The organism is Streptomyces sp. NPDC058008 (genome assembly GCF_042886395.1).
GTDB lineage: Bacteria > Actinomycetota > Actinomycetes > Streptomycetales > Streptomycetaceae > Streptomyces.
On record NZ_JBHVQX010000018.1, the window covers coordinates 106566 to 126308 of the forward strand.

The window sequence follows — 19743 nt, forward strand, 5'->3', positions numbered from 1 at the left end:
GAGTTGTCTCAGACGAGTTCGGTGACGGTGCCGCCTGCGGCGGCGATCTTCTCCTTGGCGGAGCCGGAGACGGCGTCAACCGAAACCTGCAGCGCCACGGAGATCTCGCCCTGTCCGAGGACCTTGACGAGGTGGTTGTTGCGCACGGCGCCCTTGGCGACCAGGTCGGCCACCGTGACCTCTCCACCCTCGGGGTAGAGCGTCGCGAGCTTGTCCAGGTTCACGACCTGGTACTCCGTGCGGAACGGGTTCTTGAAGCCCTTGAGCTTCGGGAGACGCATGTGGAGGGGCATCTGGCCACCCTCGAAGCGCTCCGGAACCTGGTAACGAGCCTTCGTACCCTTGGTACCACGGCCTGCGGTCTTACCCTTGGACGCCTCACCACGACCCACACGGGTCTTGGCGGTCTTGGCGCCCGGGGCAGGCCGGAGGTTGTGGGCCTTCAGCGGGCTGTTCTCCGCCATGTCAGTCAACCTCCTCAACCGTCACGAGGTGGCGGACGGTGTGCACCATTCCGCGGAACTCGGGGCGGTCCTCCTTGACAACCGAGTCGTTCAGGCGCTTGAGCCCGAGCGAACGCAGGGTGTCGCGGTGGTTCTGCTTGCTGCCGATGTACGACTTCGTCTGCGTGATCTTGAGGCGAGCCATTACGCACCCGCTCCCGCACGCGCACGGAGCAGAGCCGCGGGGGCGACGTCCTCGAGGGGCAGACCGCGGCGGGCCGCGATCTCCTCGGGACGCTGCAGGCCCTGGAGGGCCGCCACGGTCGCGTGCACGATGTTGATCGGGTTCGAGGAACCGAGCGACTTCGACAGGATGTCGTGAACGCCGGCGCACTCGAGGACGGCGCGCACCGGGCCACCGGCGATCACACCGGTACCGGGGGAAGCAGGCTTGAGCAGGACGACGCCCGCGGCCTTCTCGCCCTGGATCGGGTGAGGGATGGTGCCCTGGATACGCGGGACCTTGAAGAAGCTCTTCTTGGCCTCTTCGACGCCCTTGGCGATGGCCGCGGGAACTTCCTTGGCCTTGCCGTATCCGACACCGACGGTGCCGTCACCATCGCCCACCACGACCAGCGCGGTGAAGCTGAAGCGACGACCACCCTTCACTACCTTGGCGACGCGGTTGATCGCGACGACGCGCTCGACGTACGCGGTCTTCTCGGCGGCAGCGCCACCGTCACGGCCCTTCCGGTCCCGCCGCTCGCCGCCACCGGCACCGCTTCCGCGGCGCTGGGGTCCAGCCATTGGATTTACCTCTCTCTGTTACGTCCGCTGTGCGTTGGAACCGGGGCTTAGAACTTCAGCCCGGCTTCACGGGCGGCGTCAGCCAGAGCGGCAATCCGCCCGGCGTACTGGTTACCACCGCGGTCAAACACGACGGCCTCGACGCCTGCGGCCTTGGCACGCTCGGCGACCAGGGCGCCGACCTGCTTGGCCTGGGTGCTCTTGTCACCCTCCGCGCCACGGATCGACGTGTCCAGGGTCGACGCCGACGCGAGCGTGTGGCCCGCGATGTCGTCGATGACCTGGGCGACGATGTGACGGTTGGAACGCGTCACGACCAGGCGCGGCCGCTCCGGCGAACCGGAGATGTGCTTGCGCACGCGGATGTGGCGGCGCTTGAGGGCGGCACGCTTGTAGGCGTCACCCTTGGCGATCTTTACACCGTATGCCATGGCTTACTTACCCGCCTTTCCGACCTTGCGGCGGATAACCTCGCCGGCGTACTTGACGCCCTTGGCCTTGTACGGGTCAGGCTTCCGCAGCTTACGGATCTTCGCCGAGACCTCGCCGACCTTCTGCTTGTCGATGCCCTCGACACTGAACTTCGTGGGCGACTCGACCTTGAAGGTGATGCCCTCGGGGGCCTCGATGAGGATCGGGTGGCTGTAGCCCAGGGCGAACTCCAGGTTGGAGCCCTTCGCCTGGACCCGGTAACCGACACCGCTGATCTCGAGCGCCTTGCTGTATCCCGCGGTCACGCCGGTGATCATGTTCGCCACCAGCGTGCGGGACAGGCCGTGGAGGGCCTTGTTCTGACGCTCGTCGTTCGGGCGGACGACGTTGAGCACGCCGTCCTCACCCTTGGTGACCTCGATCGGCGCTGCGACGGTGTGCGAGAGGGTGCCCTTGGGCCCCTTCACCGCGACCGTGCGGCCATCGATGGTGACGTCCACACCGGCGGGAACCTGGATGGGGAGCTTGCCGATTCGCGACATGAGCTATTCCTCCGTTCCCGACTACCAGACGTAGGCGAGGACTTCCCCACCTACGCCCTTCTTGCTGGCCTGCTGGCCGGTCAGGAGACCGTGGGACGTGGAGATGATCGCCACGCCCAGGCCGCCGAGAACCTTCGGCAGATTGGTGGACTTTGCGTATACACGCAGACCCGGCTTCGAAATGCGCTTGATGCCGGCGATCGAACGCTCGCGGTTCGGCCCGAACTTCAGCTCGAGAACGAGGCTCTTGCCGACCTCGGCGTCCTCGACCTTCCAGCCGGTGATGAAGCCCTCCTGCTGGAGGATCTCCGCGATGTGCGACTTGATCTTGCTGTGCGGCATCGCGACATCGTCGTGGTACGCCGAGTTCGCGTTGCGCAGACGCGTGAGCATGTCTGCGATGGGATCAGTCATGGTCATGAGTTGGCCTTCGGCCTCTCTCGCCGGGGTTTCCTGTATGCGCCATCCCTCTCCCCGCTCAGTGGCGGGACGGGTGCGGTGCGGGGACCTACGGCGTAGTAAGTCGGTCAGGGCGGCAGGCGCCCAACCCTTCAAGCCTACGGCATGAAAAGCGGGGCTCCTGCCGACCAGATACTTACCGAGAGCTTCTGGTACTGCCAACGCCCGGAGGGCGAAGGAGAGTTACCAGGAGCTCTTGGTCACGCCCGGCAGCTCGCCACGGTGAGCCATCTCACGAAGGCACACGCGGCACAGGCCGAACTTGCGGTAGACGGAGTGGGGCCGGCCGCAGCGCTGGCAGCGGGTGTACCCGCGGACGCCGAACTTCGGCTTACGGGCGGCCTTAGCGATCAGAGCCTTCTTCGCCACGGTCAGTTCTCCTTGAACGGGAAGCCGAGGTGACGAAGGAGGGCACGACCCTCGTCGTCGTTGGTCGCCGTGGTGACCACGGTGATGTCCATGCCCCGGACCCGGTCGATCTTGTCCTGGTCGATCTCGTGGAACATGACCTGCTCCGTGAGACCGAAGGTGTAGTTGCCACGGCCGTCGAACTGCTTGGGCGACAGGCCACGGAAGTCACGGATACGCGGAAGCGCGAGCGACAGCGTACGGTCCAGGAACTCCCACATGCGGTCACCACGGAGGGTGACGTGGCAGCCGATCGGCTGCCCCTCGCGCAGCTTGAACTGCGCGATCGACTTGCGGGCCTTGGTGACGGCCGGCTTCTGACCGGTGATCGTGGTGAGGTCCTTGACGGCACCGTCGATCAGCTTGGAGTCGCGGGCGGCGTCGCCCACACCCATGTTGACCACGATCTTGACCAGACCGGGAACCTGCATGACGTTCTCGTACGAGAACTCCTCACGCAGCTTGCCGGCGATTTCCTCGCGGTAGCGCGTCTTGAGACGCGGCGCAGTGGTGGCAGTCATCAGATGTCCTCACCGGTCCGCTTGGCAACGCGGATCTTCTTGCCCTCGTCGTCGAAGCGGTAGCCGACGCGGGTGACGACCTTGTTGCCGTCCTTCTCCACGACCAGCTGAACGTTGCTGACGTGGATCGGGGCCTCGGTGGTGACAATGCCACCGGTCTGCGAGCCGCGAGCCGTCTGACCGGCCTTGGTGTGCTTCTTGACCCGGTTGACACCCTCGACGAGGACGCGGTCCTGAGCGGGGAAGGCGACGATGACCTTGCCCTGCTTGCCCTTGTCCTTACCGGTGATGACCTGAACCAGGTCGCCCTTCTTGATCTTCATGCTTACAGCACCTCCGGCGCGAGCGAGATGATCTTCATGAACTTCTTCTCGCGCAGCTCTCGGCCCACGGGGCCGAAGATACGGGTGCCGCGGGGGTCGCCGTCGTTCTTGAGAATGACAGCGGCGTTCTCGTCGAAGCGGATGTACGAGCCATCCGGGCGACGGCGCTCCTTGACGGTGCGAACGATGACGGCCTTGACGACGTCACCCTTCTTCACGTTGCCACCGGGGATCGCGTCCTTCACGGTGGCGACGATGACGTCACCGATGCCCGCGTAGCGGCGACCCGAGCCACCGAGAACACGGATGGTGAGAATTTCCTTCGCACCCGTGTTGTCGGCGACGCGCAGTCGCGACTCCTGCTGGATCACGTCTATCTCCTGATCGTCTGCCGGTTCCCGGCAGGGGCTTCGTCGCGGAAGCCCCTGCCGAGCCTGGCGGAACTGTCCTGAGGGGAGACCCCCTCAGGGATTACTTGGCCTTCTCGAGGATCTCGACGATGCGCCAGCGCTTCGTGGCGGACAGCGGACGCGTCTCCATGATGACAACGCGGTCGCCGACGCCGGCAGCGTTCTGCTCGTCGTGGGCCTTGAGCTTGTTCGTACGGCGGATGACCTTGCCGTACAGCGCGTGCTTGACGCGGTCCTCGACAGCGACGACGACGGTCTTGTCCATCTTGTCGCTGACAACCAGACCCTCACGGGTCTTGCGGAAACCGCGGTCGGTGTTCGTCTCAGTCACAGTCTTCTCGCTCATCAGACGCTCTCCACCGTCTCGATGCCCAGCTCGCGCTCGCGCATCAGGGTGTAGATCCGGGCGATGTCCTTACGGACGGACTTGAGCCGACCGTGGTTCTCGAGCTGTCCGGTCGCCGCCTGGAAGCGGAGGTTGAACAGCTCTTCCTTGGCCTCGCGGAGCTTGTTGAGGAGCTCCTCGTTGCCCAGCTCGCGCAGCTCGGACGCCTTGGTACCGGCCGACATCACGACTCACCTGCCTCGCGCCGAACGATCCGGCACTTCATCGGAAGCTTGTGAGCAGCGCGGGTGAGCGCCTCACGAGCAATCTTCTCGTTCGGGTAGGACAGCTCGAACATCACCCGACCGGGCTTGACGTTCGCGATCCACCACTCGGGAGAACCCTTACCGGAACCCATGCGGGTCTCGGCAGGCTTCTTCGTCAGGGGGCGGTCCGGGTAGATGTTGATCCAGACCTTGCCGCCACGCTTGATGTGGCGGGTCATCGCGATACGAGCTGCCTCGATCTGGCGGTTCGTCACGTACGCCGGGGACAGCGCCTGGATGCCGTACTCGCCGAACGCAACCTGCGTGCCACCCTTGGACATACCGCTGCGCTTCGGGTGGTGCTGCTTGCGGTGCTTGACCCTACGGGGGATCAGCATTTCGGTCAGGCCTCCGTTCCGGTGCTCTCAGCCGGCGCAGCGGCGGCGGGAGCGTCGGCCTTGGGGGCCTCCGCTGCCGGCGCGGACTGCTGCGGCTTGCGACCGCCGCGGCCGCCACGCTCGCCACCACGGCCACCGCGGCCGGCCGGGCGGTCGGCGCCGCCACGAGCCGGACGGTTGCCGGCGCGGGCCGCGGCGTTCTCGGCGCGAACCTCGGCGATGTTCTTGACGTCGCCCTTGTAGATCCAGACCTTCACGCCGATGCGGCCGAAGGTCGTCTTGGCCTCGAAGAAGCCGTAGTCGACGTTCGCGCGGAGCGTGTGCAGGGGCACGCGGCCCTCGCGGTAGAACTCCGAGCGGGACATCTCGGCGCCGCCGAGGCGGCCACCGCACTGGATCTTGATGCCCTTGGCGCCGGCCTTCATCGTGCTCTGCATGCTCTTGCGCATGGCACGACGGAAGGAGACGCGGGAGGAGAGCTGCTCGGCGACGGCCTGGGCCACCAGCTGAGCGTCCACCTCGGGGTTCTTGACCTCGAGGATGTTCAGCTGGACCTGCTTGCCGGTCAGCTTCTCCAGCTCGCCACGGATGCGGTCGGCCTCGGCGCCGCGGCGGCCGATGACGATGCCCGGGCGGGCGGTGTGGATGTCAACGCGGACGCGGTCGCGGGTGCGCTCGATCTCCACCTTGGAGATGCCGGCCCGCTCCATGCCCTTCGTCATCATGCGACGAATGGCGACGTCTTCCTTGACGTAGTCCTTGTACAGCTTGTCGGCGTACCAACGGGACTTGAAGTCCGTGGTAATGCCGAGCCGGAACCCGTGCGGGTTTACCTTCTGGCCCATTACCGGGTTCCTTCCTTGCTGCTGACGACCACGGTGATGTGGCTGGTCCGCTTACGGATCCGGTAGGCACGGCCCTGAGCACGCGGACGGAACCGCTTCAGGGTCGGGCCCTCGTCCACGTACGCCTCGCTGATGACCAGCGAAGAGGCGTCGGTGTGGTCGTAGTTGTGTGCAGCGTTGGCGATGGCGCTGTCAAGCACCTTGCCAACCGGCACGCTCGCGGCCTGCGGGGCGAAACGCAGGACCGCCTGAGCCTCCGTGGCATCCATGCCACGGATGAGGTCCACCACGCGGCGGGCCTTCATGGGCGTGACGCGGATGTACCGCGCCTGGGCCCTGGCTTCCATGGTTGTCCCTTCGGTGTAAGTCATAGTCGTTTCCACCCCGCGGTTAGCGGCGCTTCGACTTCCGGTCGTCCTTGACGTGGCCGCGGAAGGTGCGAGTCGGCGAGAACTCGCCGAGCTTGTGGCCGACCATCGACTCGGTGACGAACACCGGGACGTGGATCTTGCCGTTGTGCACCGCGATGGTGTGACCCAGCATGGCCGGGACGATCATCGAGCGACGGGACCAGGTCTTGATGACGTTCTTGGTGCCTGCCTCGTTCTGTACGTCCACCTTCTTGATGAGGTGGCCGTCGACGAAGGGCCCCTTCTTGAGACTGCGCGGCATCTAAACCCGCTCCTAGCGCTTCTTGTTCGTCTTGCGGCGGCGGACGATGTACTTGCTCGATGCCTTCTTCGGCGAGCGAGTACGACCCTCCTTCTGACCCCACGGCGAGACCGGGTGACGTCCACCGGAGGTCTTGCCTTCACCACCACCGTGCGGGTGGTCAACCGGGTTCATCGCGACACCGCGGACGGTCGGGCGGACGCCCTTCCAGCGCATGCGGCCGGCCTTGCCCCAGTTGATGTTCGACTGCTCGGCGTTGCCGACCTCGCCGATCGTGGCGCGGCAGCGGGCGTCGACCAGCCGGATCTCACCGGACGGCATACGAAGGTGGGCCATGGTGCCCTCCTTCGCCAGCAGCTGCACGGAGGCACCGGCGGAACGGGCGAACTTCGCGCCGCCACCGGGCCGCAGCTCGATGGCGTGGATGGTCGTACCGACCGGGATGTTGCGCAGCGCCAGGTTGTTGCCCGGCTTGATGTCTGCGGTCGGACCGTTCTCGACGCGGTCACCCTGCGACAGGCCACGGGGGGCGACGATGTAACGCTTCTCGCCGTCCGCGTAGTGCAGCAGCGCGATGCGCGCGGTGCGGTTCGGGTCGTACTCGATGTGCGCGACCTTGGCCGGCACGCCGTCCTTGTCGTGACGACGGAAGTCGATCACCCGGTAGGCGCGCTTGTGGCCGCCACCCTGGTGACGAACGGTCACACGACCGGCGTTGTTACGGCCGCCCTTGCTGTGCAGCGGGCGGACCAGCGACTTCTCCGGCGTGGACCGCGTGATCTCGACAAAGTCGGCGACGCTGGAGCCACGACGGCCCGGGGTCGTCGGCTTGTACTTGCGGATACCCATTATCTCTCAGTCCTCGGAAGAATTCCGGATCCTGGACGTCTCGACCTCCGTCAGGAGGTCGGGCCGCCGAAGATGTCGATACGGTCGCCCTCGGCGAGGGTCACGATGGCGCGCTTGGTGTCCGCGCGCTTGCCGAAGCCGGTCTTGGTCCGCTTGCGCTTGCCCTGCCGGTTGATCGTGTTGACCCCGGTGACCTTGACCGAGAAGACCGCTTCCACGGCCTGCTTGATCTGGGTCTTGTTGGAGCCGGGCGCGACGATGAACGTGTACTTGTTCTCGTCGAGCAGCGCATAGCTCTTCTCGGAGACAACCGGCTTGACGAGAACGTCGCGCGGGTCCGAGTAGGTCTTGCTCGTGATGTTCGAGCTGGTAACGGTCGCCTCACTCATCAGGCGGCGCTCCCTTCGGTCTCAGCGGTCTGGGGGCCAGACACGAAGGACTCGAAAGCGGCCTGGGTGAAGACCACGTCGTCAGAGACGATCACGTCGTACGTGTTCAGCTGGCCCGGCTCCAGGATGTGCACCTGGGGCAGGTTGCGAGCGGACAGCCACGCGGCCTCGTCGGCACGCTCGACGACCAGGAGCAGGTTGCTGCGCTCCGAGATCTTGCCGAGCAGCGTCTTGGCGGCCTTGGTGGAGATCCCACCCTCGACCACGCCGGTGACGACGTGGATGCGGGAGTGACGCGCCCGGTCCGAGAGGGCACCGCGCAGGGCGGCGGCCTTCATCTTCTTCGGGGTGCGCTGCGAGTAGTCACGCGGCTGCGGGCCGTGGACGACGCCACCGCCGGCGAACTGCGGCGCGCGGGTCGAACCCTGGCGCGCGCGGCCGGTGCCCTTCTGGCGGTACGGCTTGCGCCCACCACCACGGACCTCGCCGCGGGTCTTGGTCTTGTGCGTGCCCTGACGGGCAGCTGCCAGCTGTGCGACGACGACCTGGTGGATCAGCGGAACGCTGGTCTTCGCGTCGAAGATCTCCGCGGGGAGCTCGACGGTACCGGCCTTGTCGCCTGCCGGCGAAAGGATGTCAATGGTGCTCATTACCTCAAGCCCCCTTGGCCGCGGTACGGACCAGGACGAGGCCGCCGTTCGGACCGGGGACCGCGCCCTTGATGAGCAGCAGACCCTTCTCCGCGTCAACCGCGTGGATGGTCAGGTTCTGGGTGGTGACGCGCTCGTTACCCATGCGACCGGCCATGCGCATGCCCTTGAAGACACGCCCAGGGGTGGCGCAGCCACCGATCGAACCGGGGGAACGGTGCTTGCGCTGGACGCCGTGGCCGGCGCCGAGGCCCTTGAAGTTGTGACGCTTCATGACACCGGCGAAGCCCTTGCCCTTGCTCTTGCCCGTGACGTCGACCTTGACGCCGGACTCGAACACCTCGGCAGTGACCTCCTGGCCCAGCGTGTACTCGCTGGCGTCAGGGGTGCGGAGCTCCACCAGGTGGCGGCGCGGGGTCACGTCGGCCTTGGCGAAGTGGCCCTTGAGGGGCTTGTTCACCTTGCGCGGGTCGATCTCGCCGAAGGCGATCTGGACCGACTCGTAGCCGTCGCTGTCGTTGGTGCGGACCTGGGTGACGACACAGGGCCCGGCCTTGACGACGGTCACCGGGACAACCCGGTTGTTCTCGTCCCAGACCTGGGTCATGCCGAGCTTCTCGCCCAGGACGCCCTTAATGTTCTTAGCCATCTCGCGCGTCACCTCAGAGCTTGATCTCGATGTCGACGCCCGCCGGCAGGTCGAGACGCATGAGCGAGTCAACCGTCTTCGGCGTGGGGTCGAGGATGTCGATGAGGCGCTTGTGCGTGCGCATCTCGAAGTGCTCGCGCGAGTCCTTGTACTTGTGCGGCGACTTGATGACGCAGTACACGTTCTTCTCAGTGGGCAGCGGCACCGGGCCTGCGACCGACGCACCAGTGCGGGTCACCGTCTCGACGATCTTCTTCGCCGAGGAGTCGATGACCTCGTGGTCGTAGGCCTTGAGCCGGATGCGGATCTTCTGTCCCGCCATGGCTACTAGTAGTCCTGTCTCTCAATAACGCTCTGGAACCCGGGAGTTCTCATAACCTCCGCCTCCGACCCACGCGGTCGGGCGTGTCGCATCCCCTCTACGAAGATCTCCCGAAGGATTTCCCAACCAAGGGGGTGCGGGCCGAAACCGCGCTGCCGGGGGCGAAACCCCACCGGGTGCCTGGTCAGCGCCCCACTGACACTTCCCGGAAGATTCCCGTACGTCCGACCCTGGGGGTCGACGAGTACTGTGGGACTCGCTTCCGGTCCTCCCGGCGGGAGGCGCGCAGCATTGACACTCAACCGAGCAACCTGGCTAGTGTGCCATACGGGCTATGAGCCTGGCCAATCGGGTCGAGAATCTTACCCCTCGCGAGGGAGCGGTCAAACGCGAGCACGTTTCGGGGCCCCGCGCGTCCGCCCGCCGACGGCCGCCCGCGGGTCAGCCCCGGGTGACGTTCTCGGTCAGCAGCCGGAGCAACTGCTTGGCCGTGGCGTCCTGTTCGGGCGTCAGCCCCATCGCGTCCCCGATGGCCAGGGGCACCGCGCGCGCCCGCCCCTCCAGGTCCACTCCGGCGCCGGTGAGGCGCACCGCCACCGAGCGCTCGTCGTCCGCCCGCCGCTCCCTGCGGACCAGGCCGTTCGCCTCCAGGCGCTTGAGCAGCGGTGAGAGCGTGCTCGACTCCAGCTGGAGCGCCGCGCCGAGGTCCCGCACGGAGACGGCGTCGCGCCCCCAGAGGACCAGCATCACCAGGTACTGCGGGTAGGTCAGGCCCAGTTCGTCCAGCAGCGGCCGGTAGCGCGCCGTCACCGCCCGCGAGGCGGCGTAGAGGGCGAAGCAGAGCTGGTCCCGGAGCTGGAGCGAGCCCTCGGCGGGCGGGGTGTTCGCGGCGGCACTCATGGGGCGGTCCCTTCACTCCGGTCGACGGCGGGCCCAGGGGGCGGGGCGGCGTTCCACTCTACGTCTCCGGTCATCCACGATCGGTTCGTGCTCGATTAAGTTGTGCACGACTTAATCGAGCCCTATGATTCCTTCCGGGTCCCCCGGCTCCGGGCGGATCCCTCTCCCCCTGTCACAGGAGTCCGTCATGTCCGAGCAGACCAGCCCCCGTCAGGTCGTACTGGAACCCGCGGCCGCCGCCTTCGCCGAGGCGACCGCGAACCCGCCGTACCTCTTCGACCTCGGTCCGGTGGAGGGCCGCAAGGCCGTGGACGAGGTGCAGTCGGGCCCCGTCGAGGCCCCCGAGGTCACCCAGGAGTGGGTCACCGTCGAGGGCGGCCCGACCGGTTCCGTCCGGGCCCGCGTCACCCGGCCCGCCGGCGCGGAGGGGCCGCTGCCCGTCGTGCTGTACGTGCACGGCGCCGGCTGGGTGTTCGGCAACGCCCACACCCACGACCGCCTCGTGCGGGAGCTGGCCGTCGGCGCCCACGCGGCCGTCGTCTTCCCCGAGTACGACCTGTCCCCCGAGGCCCGCTACCCGGTGGCCGTCGAGCAGAGCTACGCGGTCGCCCGCTGGGTCGCCGCCGAGGGCGCGGCCCACCTGCTCGATCCGACGCGGCTGGCCGTGGCCGGCGACTCCGTCGGCGGCAACATGGCGACGGTCCTGACGCTGCTGGCCAAGGAGCGCGGCGACGTCACCTTCGCCCACCAGGTGCTCTTCTACCCGGTCACCGACGCCGCCTTCGACACGCCCTCGTACCACGAGTTCGCCGAGGGCTACTTCCTGCGCCGCGACGCCATGCAGTGGTTCTGGGACCAGTACACGACCGACGAGAAGCAGCGCGCCGAGATCACCGCCTCGCCGCTGCGGGCCACCGTGGACCAGCTCACCGGACTGCCCCCGGCCCTGGTCATCACGGGTGAGGCCGACGTGCTGCGCGACGAGGGCGAGGCCTACGCGGCCAAGCTCCGCGAGGCGGGCGTCGCGGTGACCGCCGTCCGCTACCAGGGCGTCATCCACGACTTCGTGATGCTCAACGCCCTGCGCGGCACCCACGCCGCCGAGGCCGCCATCGCCCAGGCCGTCGCCACGCTGCGTACGGCGCTCGCCTCCGCCTGACCGGACGGCCGCCCGCCTCCGCGCACGCGTACACCGTACGACGGGGCGAGGCGGCCGGTCCGCGCACACGCGTGCGCCGCACCACCACTTCGAGCTAACCCTTCGCCCTCGGCATATGCCGGGGGCGATTCGGTTCTAGCGTCCGGAGCATGGTCAATTCCTCGCACGAGGCGATGCACCGGATCTTCCAGGAGGACCCGGGCATCTTCACCAGGACCTTCAGGACCCTGGGCATCCCGTTCCCCGACCCCGTGGCCGTCTCGCTCCTCCCGACGGACCTCACCGAGACGAAGCCGCTGGAGCGGCGGCTCGACACCCTGTTACGCGTGGACACGGCCGACGGAGACGGCTACCTCCTCGCCGTCGAGGCCCAGGCCAGGAAGGACCCGGCCAAGCACAGCAGCTGGCCGTACTACCTGGCGCACCTGAACGCCAAGTACGGCGTCGGCGCCGTGCTGCTGGTCGTCTGCCAGGACGAACGGACGGCGCGGTGGGCCGCACGGCCCATCCGTATCGGCCCGCCCCAGTGGACGTCGATGACGGTTCGCCCCCTGGTCCTCGGCCCGCACAACGTCCCGCCGGTGACCGACGCGTCCACAGCGGCACGCGATGTCCCGCTGGCCGCCTTCTCCGCGATCACGCATGGTAAGGATCCGAATGCGCCTGCCATACTCGAAGCGTTGGCCGCCGCGCTGAAGACCGTCGACGAAGAGACCGCGATCATCTTCGGCGAACTCACCGAACTCGGTCTGGGAACGACCCGGGCCGCCCAGATCTGGAGGAACCTCATGGCCGTCGACCTCTCATTCTTCCGTTCGGAGACCTCGCAGCGGCTGCGCGCCGAAGGCAGGGCCAAGGGCAAGGCCGAGGGCAAGGCCGAAGCCGTGGTGAGGGTTCTGGAAGGGCGCGGGATCCCCGTCGGCCAGGACGTCCTCGACCGCGTCACGGGCTGCGCCGACACCGACGTGCTCGACGGGTGGCTGGTCCGGGCGATCTCGGCGACCCGGGCCGAGGACCTGTTCACCGACGCCTGATCCGTTCTCCGGCCGGTGGCCGGCGCTTCGGACCGCGGGGCGGAGGGTGGAGCCCTCCGCCCCGCGGTCCGTCCTCGGGCGGACGACCCGCCCCGCACGGCTGGTTCAGCTCACTTCCTCCGCTCCCTGATACGGGTTCCGACCAGGGTTCCGCCCCCGATCCCGAATATCCCCAGCGCTGCCTGGCCCAGGAAGCCGTTCCCGAGGACCAGGGCCAGCACCGCCCCGAACGCCAGGCAGCCCACGAATATCGCAATGTCGGACAGCTTGATCATCGCCTGCGTTTCCCCGTCCCTCGTCGACGAACCTGCTCCCGATTCTTCAGGAAGCCTCTCCGGGCCCGTTCACGGGGCCGCCGGGCGGTCACGGCCGGGACCCGTCCCGGGCGGCGCGTCGTCCAGGCGCACGCGGGCACGCGTACGCGCGCCGGGCGAGGGTTGCTCCGACGCACCGGCCCCGCCGCTCCCGGCCCGCCGGACGAGTCCTGCCCACCGTCCGTCGGGGACGGATCCCTCCCGACCCTGGTCCCCGGGCTGTTCACCCCGTGACGCGCTGGTGCCCACTCCTCGGTCCTCCCTCCCGCACAGCGCTGCCGCGTCTACGGCACGGCGCCGGCCCACCCCGCACACAGGTGCGAGGTGATCCTGTGACGGACGTACGCCGTCCGACGGTTCTGCGGTCCCCCGCCGACTGCCGCATCCGGTGCGCGGCCGGTCGGGCGGTCCGTCCGGAGTCATGGTCCCCGAGCCCCGTCCGACAAGGTGCCCCTTCCGGGCAACCCGGGCGCACTGATCCCCGTCTATCTCCCCGCAGGAACAGGCGGCACCGCTCTGACCTGCACCGACCAACAGCACGCAGCTCTGGGCACCGCGCCCGCTGCGGGGGACGCGGACGGAGTGCGCGGCGTGACGGATGGACCTGCCCTGCCGGGAAACGGTGTGCGACGGCGCACCGTCATCACGACGGCCGCGGTCGGCGCGGCACTCAGCGCCTGCTCGGTTCCGGCGCCCCGGCGCACCGATCCGGCCCCGGATCCCGCGCCGGGCCAGGCCATCAGCACCGGCCGCCGCGCACTGGTCATGCAGCTGCTCGCCCACCCGGACGACGACCTGTACTTCATGAATCCGGACACCCAGCGCGCCCTCGACGCGGGGACCCCGCTGGTGTGCGTCTACCTCACGGCCGGTGAGGCCGACGGCGTCAACAGGATCCCCGGCCGCCCCCGGCCCGAGCCGGACAAGGCGGCGTACTCCTCCGCCCGCCACCAGGGGCTCCGGCAGGCGTACGCGACGCTGCTCGGGCTGGGGAGGTTCACGCCCTGGCGCGTCTCCGTCGCCGAGCTCCGCGGCGGCCACCGGGCCGAGGTCAACGTGCTCGCCGACGGGGGCCGGCGGGTAGAGCTGGTCTTCCTCGACACCGCGATGCACACCACCCGGCACCGGCTGGGGCTGCCCAGCCTGTGGCAGGACCGGCGGCTGGCCCTGCGCACCGTGGTCGCCGACGGCTCGCCGCTGCGGCGGCCCGGTTCGTACACGTACGACGGGTTGCTGGACGTCCTCGTCGGGCTGATGCAGGACTACCGGCCCACCGTCGTCCACACCCTCGACCCCGATCCCGACATCCAGCACAGCGCCGAGGCCGTACGCCGCAAGGACAGCGAACAGCAGGGCTACTCCGACCACGCCGACCACACCGCCGCCGCCTGCTTCAGCTGGGCCGCGCTGATGCGGTGGACGGCCGGGGCGGCGGCCGCGGGCGGTGAGGTGCCCGGTTTCGGGGTGACCGCGTTCCGGGGCTACTACAACCGGCACTGGCCCAAGAACCTGCCCCCGGCGGTCCTTTCGGAGAAGGCCGCCCACCTCGTCCCCTACGGCGGCTCGCCGGACTGGGACTGCGGCAACCCCTCGGGCTGCGGCGACTACAACGTCGGAGGCGACCGGCCCCTGACCAACCGCAAGGGCTGGGTCCGCTCCACCCACCACCGCTACCCGGGCCCCCGTGTCGTCACGGCGGCCGGACCCGGCGGGCGGCTCGACGCGTACGCCGTGCTCGGCCTGCGCCTGGTCCGGTGGCAGGAGACCGCGGCGGGCAGCGGGGTCTGGGGGCCCGCGCTGGACCTCGGCGGCGGGCCGTTGGCGCCCGCCCTGGGCTCGGCCACCACCGCGGACGGGCGTCTGCTCGTGTTCGGGCTGCGCTTCGCGGCCCTGGCCGGGCACGGCGCGGACAACGACCGCGAGATCGTGGTGCTGGAACAGGGCGCCCGCCACGGCGCGTTCCAGCCCTGGCGCGGCCTCGGAACCCCCTCCCCCCGGCGCGACGAGGGACGACGCATCGGCGTACCGGTGGCCCGGGCGACCCCCGACGGCCGCGTCCACCTCTTCGTACGCACTGCGGAGAAGGGGCTCAGCACCCGGGTGCGGGACACCGACGGCGGGTGGAGCGCGTGGCGCGACATGGGCGGCGGCGAGGTGCAGGACGGCCTGACCACCACCGTGGACGGCGCCGGACGCGTCCATGTGTACGGCGCCGGGCACCACGCGGTGCACCACTGGACCCAGGACACGGCCGGCGACGACCTGACGGCCCGGACCCAGATCGGCGGGGGCGGGGCCCCGGTGCCGGGGACTCCCCCGGCGGCGCTGGCCGCCGAGGACGGCTCCGTGGACGTGTACTACCGCGGCCAGGCCGCGGGCCGGCTCACGGCTGTCCGCGCCGGGACCGCGTCGGAGGAGCCGGGATTCGACGGCTACGGCTCCGTCATGGCGGCCCCGTCGCCCCAGGGCCCGGTGCTGCTGGGCCGTACCGCCGACGGCCAGGTCCAGCTGCGTACCGCGGGAGCGCGCGCCGTACGCACGCACGGGCCGGTGGCCCTGGACGGGGCCGTGCTCCACCTCGGCGAGGCGGGGCGGGCGACGGTGGCGGGCATGGGCACGGACGCGCTGCCCTGGCTCTGGCGCCCGTAGCCGCCACACCCCCGCGCCCCACCCGCCCGGTCCGGCGACCGCCGGCCGGGGAGGGCATGGCCACGGGGAACCGCACCGCGCCCCGGCGTCCGTGGCCTCCGCGCCTCCCGCGCCTGCACGGTACGGCTACGGCCGGCCGTCGGGCTCCGCGCCCCCGGCGCCCCGGCCCGCCCTCCGGCGGATCCGGCCCGCGCGGATCTCCATGGCGGCGCCCACCAGGACGCAGACGGCCAGCACGATCTCGGCCGCACCCCACAGCCGGCCGCCCCAGCCCGGCTCCCCGATCCCGTCCGTCCCGCTCGCCACCATGGAGGGGACGAGCAGGAGCAGCCAGGTCAACCGGTACTCACGCACCGGATCCCCCTCTCTCATGCGGAAGCTCTCCCATGCGGAAGGGCCCCGCACCTCTCACGAGGTGCGGGGCCCTTCCTGGTGCTCTGTGCGGAGCAACCAGGTCAGACGGTCAAGTGACTACTTGACGATCTTGGTGACCTGGCCGGCGCCCACGGTCCGGCCACCCTCACGGATGGCGAACTTCAGGCCCTCTTCCATGGCGACCGGCTGGATCAGCGCGACGTCCATGAGGGTGTTGTCACCCGGCATGACCATCTCGGTGCCCTCGGGAAGGGTCACCACGCCCGTCACGTCCGTGGTACGGAAGTAGAACTGCGGGCGGTAGTTGTTGAAGAACGGGGTGTGACGGCCACCCTCGTCCTTCGACAGGATGTAGGCCTGGGCCTGGAACTCGGTGTGCGGCGTGACCGAACCGGGCTTGATGATGACCTGGCCGCGCTCGACGTCCTCGCGCTTGATGCCACGGAGGAGCAGACCGACGTTCTCACCGGCCTGGCCCTCGTCGAGCAGCTTGCGGAACATCTCGATGCCGGTGACCGTGGTGGTGGTCTTCTCCTGCTTGATGCCCACGATGTCGACGGTCTCGTTGACCTTGAGGACACCACGCTCGATACGGCCGGTGACGACCGTACCGCGACCGGTGATCGTGAAGACGTCCTCGATCGGCATGAGGAACGGCTTCTCGACGTCACGCTCGGGCTGCGGGATGTTCTCGTCCACGGCCTTCATCAGGTCGAGAACGGTCTTGCCCCACTCGGCGTCGCCCTCAAGAGCCTTGAGCGCCGAGACCTTGACGACCGGAAGGTCGTCGCCCGGGAACTCGTACTCGGAGAGGAGCTCACGGACCTCGAGCTCGACGAGCTCCAGGATCTCCTCGTCGTCCACCATGTCGGCCTTGTTCAGGGCGACGACGATGTACGGAACGCCGACCTGGCGGGCCAGGAGCACGTGCTCCTTGGTCTGCGGCATCGGGCCGTCGGTGGCCGCGACCACGAGGATGGCGCCGTCCATCTGCGCCGCACCCGTGATCATGTTCTTGATGTAGTCCGCGTGACCCGGGCAGTCGACGTGCGCGTAGTGACGCGACTCCGTCTGGTACTCGACGTGCGCGATCGAGATCGTGATACCGCGCTGGCGCTCCTCAGGAGCCTTGTCGATCTGGTCGAAGGCCGAGGCCTCGTTCAGGTCCGGGTACGCGTCGTGCAGCACCTTGGTAATGGCGGCCGTGAGGGTCGTCTTACCGTGGTCGATGTGACCGATGGTGCCGATGTTGACGTGCGGCTTAGTCCGCTCGAACTTTGCCTTCGCCACTGGGGTCCTCCTGAGTGGTTCTGTACGCCTTGCTTCATCGGCGCCAGGTGATCTTTGCTGGAATGCCGGTGCCGGGGGCATCCGCCGCGCTGCTTGCGCGCTGCGACGAATGCCCGACCGGGCTCCGGTGACAAGCCTAAAGCGTGAGCTCGGAAGAGTTACTCGCCCTTGGCCTTCGCGATGATCTCCTCGGCGACGTTCCGCGGAACCTCGGCGTAGGAGTCGAACTGCATCGAGTAGCTTGCGCGACCCGAGGTCTTGCTGCGGAGGTCTCCGACGTAGCCGAACATCTCCGAGAGGGGCACGAGGCCCTTCACGACGCGAGCGCCGCTGCGCTCCTCCATGGCCTGGATCTGGCCACGGCGGGAGTTGAGGTCGCCGATGACATCGCCCATGTAGTCCTCGGGCGTGGTGACCTCGACGGCCATCATCGGCTCGAGGAGCACGGGGGACGCCTTGCGGGCACCCTCCTTGAACGCCTGCGAACCGGCGATCTTGAAGGCGAGCTCCGAGGAGTCGACCTCGTGGTAACCACCGTCGAGAAGGGTGACGCGGACGCCGACCATCTCGTAACCGGCCAGGATGCCGAACTGCATGGCTTCCTGGGCACCCGCGTCCACCGAGGGAATGTACTCACGGGGGATGCGGCCACCGGTGACCTTGTTGACGAACTCGTAGGAGGCGTCGCCACCCTCGATGGGCTCGAGGGCGATCTGCACCTTCGCGAACTGGCCGGTACCACCAGTCTGCTTCTTGTGCGTGTAGTCGATGCGCTCGACGGTCTTGCGGATCGTCTCGCGGTAAGCGACCTGGGGCTTGCCGACGTTCGCCTCGACGCGGAACTCGCGCTTCATGCGGTCGACGAGCACCTCGAGGTGAAGCTCGCCCATACCACCGATGATGGTCTGGCCGGTCTCCTCGTCGGAGTGCACCTGGAAGGAGGGGTCCTCCTCCGAGAGGCGCTGGATGGCGACACCCAGCTTCTCCTGGTCGCCCTTGGACTTGGGCTCGATGGCAACCTGGATGACCGGCGCCGGGAAGTCCATGGACTCCAGGATCACCGGGTTCTTGTCGTCGGACAGCGTCTCACCCGTGGTGGTCTGCTTCAGGCCCATGACGGCGACGATGTCACCGGCGCCCACCGACGCGATCTCCTCACGCTTGTTCGCGTGCATGCGGTAGATCTTGCCGATGCGCTCCTTCTTGCCCTTGACCGAGTTCAGCACCGCGGTGCCGGCCTCGAGGCGACCGGAGTAGATCCGGACGAAGGTGAGCTTGCCGAGGTGCGGGTCACTCGCGATCTTGAACGCCAGGCCGGAGAACGGCTCGTCGTCCGAAGGCTTGCGCTTGATGACCAGCTCCGGGTCCTTGACGTCGTGGCCCTCGATGGCCTCGACGTCCAGGGGGGAAGGCAGGTAGCGGACGACCGCGTCGAGCAGGGGCTGGACGCCCTTGTTCTTGAACGCCGTGCCACAGAAGACGGGGGTCACGGTGACGGAGTCGGCCGAGCCCTTCGACGCGAGGGTGATCCGGCGGATCGCCTCGTGCAGCTGCTCCTCGGTGGGCTCGTTGCCCTCGAGGTACAGCTCCATCATCTGGTCGTCGTTCTCCGCGACGGCCTCAAGGAGCTTGCCGCGCCATTCCTCGGCGGCCTCCTTGTGCGTGTCGGGGATCTCGACGGTGTCGTACATCTCGCCCTTGGCGGCCTCGTCCGACCACACGAAGGCCTTCATCGACACGAGGTCGACGACGCCCTTGAAGTCGGCTTCGGCACCGATGGGGAGCTGCATGACCAGCGGAACCGCACCGAGGCGGTCGACGATCATGTCGACGCAGCGGAGGAACTCGGCACCGGTACGGTCGAGCTTGTTGACGAAGCAGATACGCGGCACGCCGTAGCGGTCCGCCTGACGCCAGACGGTCTCGGACTGGGGCTCGACGCCGGCCACACCGTCGAACACGGTGACGGCACCGTCGAGGACGCGGAGCGAACGCTCCACCTCGACGGTGAAGTCGACGTGACCGGGGGTGTCGATGATGTTGATGGTGTGGTCAACATCATTGAGCGGCCAGTGGCAGGTCGTCGCGGCCGACGTGATCGTGATGCCGCGCTCCTGCTCCTGCTCCATCCAGTCCATCGTGGCTGCGCCGTCGTGGACTTCACCGATCTTGTACGAAACGCCGGTGTAGAAGAGGATCCGCTCGGTGGTGGTCGTCTTGCCCGCGTCGATGTGGGCCATGATCCCGATGTTGCGGACCTTGGCCAGGTCAAGCGAAGTGGTGGCCATGAGGCTCAATCTTCTCTCGGTCTC

The 19743-nt window shown here is 68.3% G+C and carries 29 protein-coding genes; 3 read left to right on the forward strand and 26 right to left on the reverse strand.

Features of this window, described 5'->3' with window-relative positions; all coding sequences use genetic code 11:
- Positions 1-8: 8 nt before the first annotated feature.
- From rplO to ACFVS9_RS20025, 22 genes are all read right to left on the reverse strand, one after another.
- Positions 9-464: a 50S ribosomal protein L15 gene (gene rplO, locus ACFVS9_RS19920; RefSeq protein ID WP_014047794.1), complete on the reverse strand. Its 456-nt coding sequence runs from the start codon at positions 462-464 to the stop codon at positions 9-11.
- 1 nt (position 465) lies between these two features.
- Positions 466-648 (reverse strand): 50S ribosomal protein L30, encoded by a 183-nt coding sequence (rpmD, locus tag ACFVS9_RS19925; protein ID WP_003966943.1) that lies wholly within the window; start codon positions 646-648, stop codon positions 466-468.
- Positions 648-1250: a 30S ribosomal protein S5 gene (gene rpsE / locus ACFVS9_RS19930; RefSeq protein WP_014047793.1), complete on the reverse strand. Its 603-nt coding sequence runs from the start codon at positions 1248-1250 to the stop codon at positions 648-650. The genes rpmD and rpsE overlap by 1 nt, the downstream gene beginning before the upstream one ends.
- Before the next feature lie 47 nt (positions 1251-1297).
- Positions 1298-1681 carry a 50S ribosomal protein L18 gene (gene rplR, locus ACFVS9_RS19935; RefSeq protein WP_383113993.1) on the reverse strand — a complete coding sequence of 128 codons (384 nt, stop codon included), beginning with the start codon at positions 1679-1681 and terminating at the stop codon, positions 1298-1300.
- Between the two features lie 3 nt (positions 1682-1684).
- A complete protein-coding gene (rplF, locus tag ACFVS9_RS19940) occupies positions 1685-2224 on the reverse strand; it encodes a 50S ribosomal protein L6 (protein WP_328905326.1) in 540 nt (179 codons plus the stop codon).
- A 21-nt stretch (positions 2225-2245) separates the two neighbouring features.
- Entirely contained in the window at positions 2246-2644 is a 399-nt protein-coding gene (gene rpsH, locus ACFVS9_RS19945) for a 30S ribosomal protein S8 (RefSeq protein WP_014154584.1), read from the reverse strand.
- A gap of 222 nt (positions 2645-2866) precedes the next feature.
- Positions 2867-3052, reverse strand: coding sequence for a type Z 30S ribosomal protein S14 (locus ACFVS9_RS19950; protein ID WP_003948630.1), 186 nt, complete (start codon positions 3050-3052; stop codon positions 2867-2869).
- Between the two features lie 2 nt (positions 3053-3054).
- On the reverse strand, positions 3055-3612 hold the full coding sequence (rplE, locus tag ACFVS9_RS19955) for a 50S ribosomal protein L5 (RefSeq protein ID WP_003966948.1): 558 nt from the start codon (positions 3610-3612) through the stop codon (positions 3055-3057).
- Positions 3612-3935, reverse strand: a complete 324-nt coding sequence (gene rplX / locus ACFVS9_RS19960; protein WP_014047788.1) for a 50S ribosomal protein L24 — start codon at positions 3933-3935, stop codon at positions 3612-3614. The genes rplE and rplX overlap by 1 nt, the downstream gene beginning before the upstream one ends.
- Before the next feature lie 2 nt (positions 3936-3937).
- Positions 3938-4306, reverse strand: coding sequence for a 50S ribosomal protein L14 (gene rplN, locus ACFVS9_RS19965; RefSeq protein ID WP_003974257.1), 369 nt, complete (start codon positions 4304-4306; stop codon positions 3938-3940).
- A 100-nt stretch (positions 4307-4406) separates the two neighbouring features.
- Positions 4407-4691: a 30S ribosomal protein S17 gene (gene rpsQ / locus ACFVS9_RS19970; RefSeq protein ID WP_069171155.1), complete on the reverse strand. Its 285-nt coding sequence runs from the start codon at positions 4689-4691 to the stop codon at positions 4407-4409.
- Positions 4691-4915: a 50S ribosomal protein L29 gene (rpmC, locus tag ACFVS9_RS19975; protein ID WP_014047786.1), complete on the reverse strand. Its 225-nt coding sequence runs from the start codon at positions 4913-4915 to the stop codon at positions 4691-4693. The genes rpsQ and rpmC overlap by 1 nt, the downstream gene beginning before the upstream one ends.
- Positions 4915-5334 (reverse strand): 50S ribosomal protein L16, encoded by a 420-nt coding sequence (rplP, locus tag ACFVS9_RS19980; protein ID WP_014154587.1) that lies wholly within the window; start codon positions 5332-5334, stop codon positions 4915-4917. The genes rpmC and rplP overlap by 1 nt, the downstream gene beginning before the upstream one ends.
- A 5-nt stretch (positions 5335-5339) precedes the next feature.
- The gene (gene rpsC / locus ACFVS9_RS19985) at positions 5340-6179 is read right to left on the reverse strand and encodes a 30S ribosomal protein S3 (protein WP_358973519.1); all 840 of its coding nucleotides are present in this window, start codon (positions 6177-6179) and stop codon (positions 5340-5342) included.
- Positions 6179-6526 carry a 50S ribosomal protein L22 gene (gene rplV / locus ACFVS9_RS19990; RefSeq protein WP_004571827.1) on the reverse strand — a complete coding sequence of 116 codons (348 nt, stop codon included), beginning with the start codon at positions 6524-6526 and terminating at the stop codon, positions 6179-6181. Before rplV ends, rpsC begins: the two co-directional genes overlap by 1 nt.
- 43 nt (positions 6527-6569) lie before the next feature.
- Positions 6570-6851, reverse strand: coding sequence for a 30S ribosomal protein S19 (gene rpsS, locus ACFVS9_RS19995; protein ID WP_003966956.1), 282 nt, complete (start codon positions 6849-6851; stop codon positions 6570-6572).
- A 12-nt stretch (positions 6852-6863) separates the two neighbouring features.
- Entirely contained in the window at positions 6864-7700 is an 837-nt protein-coding gene (gene rplB, locus ACFVS9_RS20000; protein ID WP_056796589.1) for a 50S ribosomal protein L2, read from the reverse strand.
- A 50-nt stretch (positions 7701-7750) separates the two neighbouring features.
- Positions 7751-8089: a 50S ribosomal protein L23 gene (rplW, locus tag ACFVS9_RS20005; protein ID WP_356532951.1), complete on the reverse strand. Its 339-nt coding sequence runs from the start codon at positions 8087-8089 to the stop codon at positions 7751-7753.
- Positions 8089-8739: a 50S ribosomal protein L4 gene (gene rplD, locus ACFVS9_RS20010; protein WP_069171157.1), complete on the reverse strand. Its 651-nt coding sequence runs from the start codon at positions 8737-8739 to the stop codon at positions 8089-8091. Before rplD ends, rplW begins: the two co-directional genes overlap by 1 nt.
- A gap of 4 nt (positions 8740-8743) precedes the next feature.
- A complete protein-coding gene (rplC, locus tag ACFVS9_RS20015) occupies positions 8744-9388 on the reverse strand; it encodes a 50S ribosomal protein L3 (RefSeq protein ID WP_014047781.1) in 645 nt (214 codons plus the stop codon).
- A gap of 13 nt (positions 9389-9401) precedes the next feature.
- Complete coding sequence (gene rpsJ, locus ACFVS9_RS20020; protein WP_003948644.1) at positions 9402-9710, reverse strand: 30S ribosomal protein S10; 309 nt, start codon at positions 9708-9710, stop codon at positions 9402-9404.
- A gap of 441 nt (positions 9711-10151) precedes the next feature.
- Entirely contained in the window at positions 10152-10610 is a 459-nt protein-coding gene (locus tag ACFVS9_RS20025) for a MarR family winged helix-turn-helix transcriptional regulator (protein ID WP_389934014.1), read from the reverse strand.
- 187 nt (positions 10611-10797) lie between these two features.
- Here ACFVS9_RS20025 and ACFVS9_RS20030 point away from each other — a divergent pair, with 187 nt between their 5' ends.
- A complete protein-coding gene (locus ACFVS9_RS20030) occupies positions 10798-11769 on the forward strand; it encodes an alpha/beta hydrolase (protein WP_389934017.1) in 972 nt (323 codons plus the stop codon).
- A 149-nt stretch (positions 11770-11918) separates the two neighbouring features.
- A complete protein-coding gene (locus ACFVS9_RS20035) occupies positions 11919-12803 on the forward strand; it encodes a hypothetical protein (protein WP_389934020.1) in 885 nt (294 codons plus the stop codon).
- Positions 12804-12913: 110 nt separating this feature from the next.
- Here the strand turns inward: ACFVS9_RS20035 and ACFVS9_RS20040 are convergent, their stop codons facing one another.
- Positions 12914-13078, reverse strand: coding sequence for a hypothetical protein (locus ACFVS9_RS20040; protein WP_383118429.1), 165 nt, complete (start codon positions 13076-13078; stop codon positions 12914-12916).
- A gap of 663 nt (positions 13079-13741) precedes the next feature.
- Between ACFVS9_RS20040 and ACFVS9_RS20045 the strand changes: the two genes are divergently transcribed.
- Positions 13742-15766, forward strand: a complete 2025-nt coding sequence (locus tag ACFVS9_RS20045) for a PIG-L family deacetylase (RefSeq protein WP_389934096.1) — start codon at positions 13742-13744, stop codon at positions 15764-15766.
- A 126-nt stretch (positions 15767-15892) separates the two neighbouring features.
- On the opposite strand, the gene ACFVS9_RS20050 is transcribed toward ACFVS9_RS20045, so the two are convergent.
- The 3 genes from ACFVS9_RS20050 to fusA all read right to left on the reverse strand — a co-directional run bounded on the left by ACFVS9_RS20050 (position 15893) and on the right by fusA (position 19719).
- Positions 15893-16138, reverse strand: a complete 246-nt coding sequence (locus ACFVS9_RS20050; protein WP_389934023.1) for a hypothetical protein — start codon at positions 16136-16138, stop codon at positions 15893-15895.
- Between the two features lie 99 nt (positions 16139-16237).
- A complete protein-coding gene (tuf, locus tag ACFVS9_RS20055; protein ID WP_014154597.1) occupies positions 16238-17431 on the reverse strand; it encodes an elongation factor Tu in 1194 nt (397 codons plus the stop codon).
- A 158-nt stretch (positions 17432-17589) separates the two neighbouring features.
- On the reverse strand, positions 17590-19719 hold the full coding sequence (fusA, locus tag ACFVS9_RS20060) for an elongation factor G (protein WP_383118431.1): 2130 nt from the start codon (positions 19717-19719) through the stop codon (positions 17590-17592).
- Between the last annotated feature and the right edge of the window lie 24 nt (positions 19720-19743).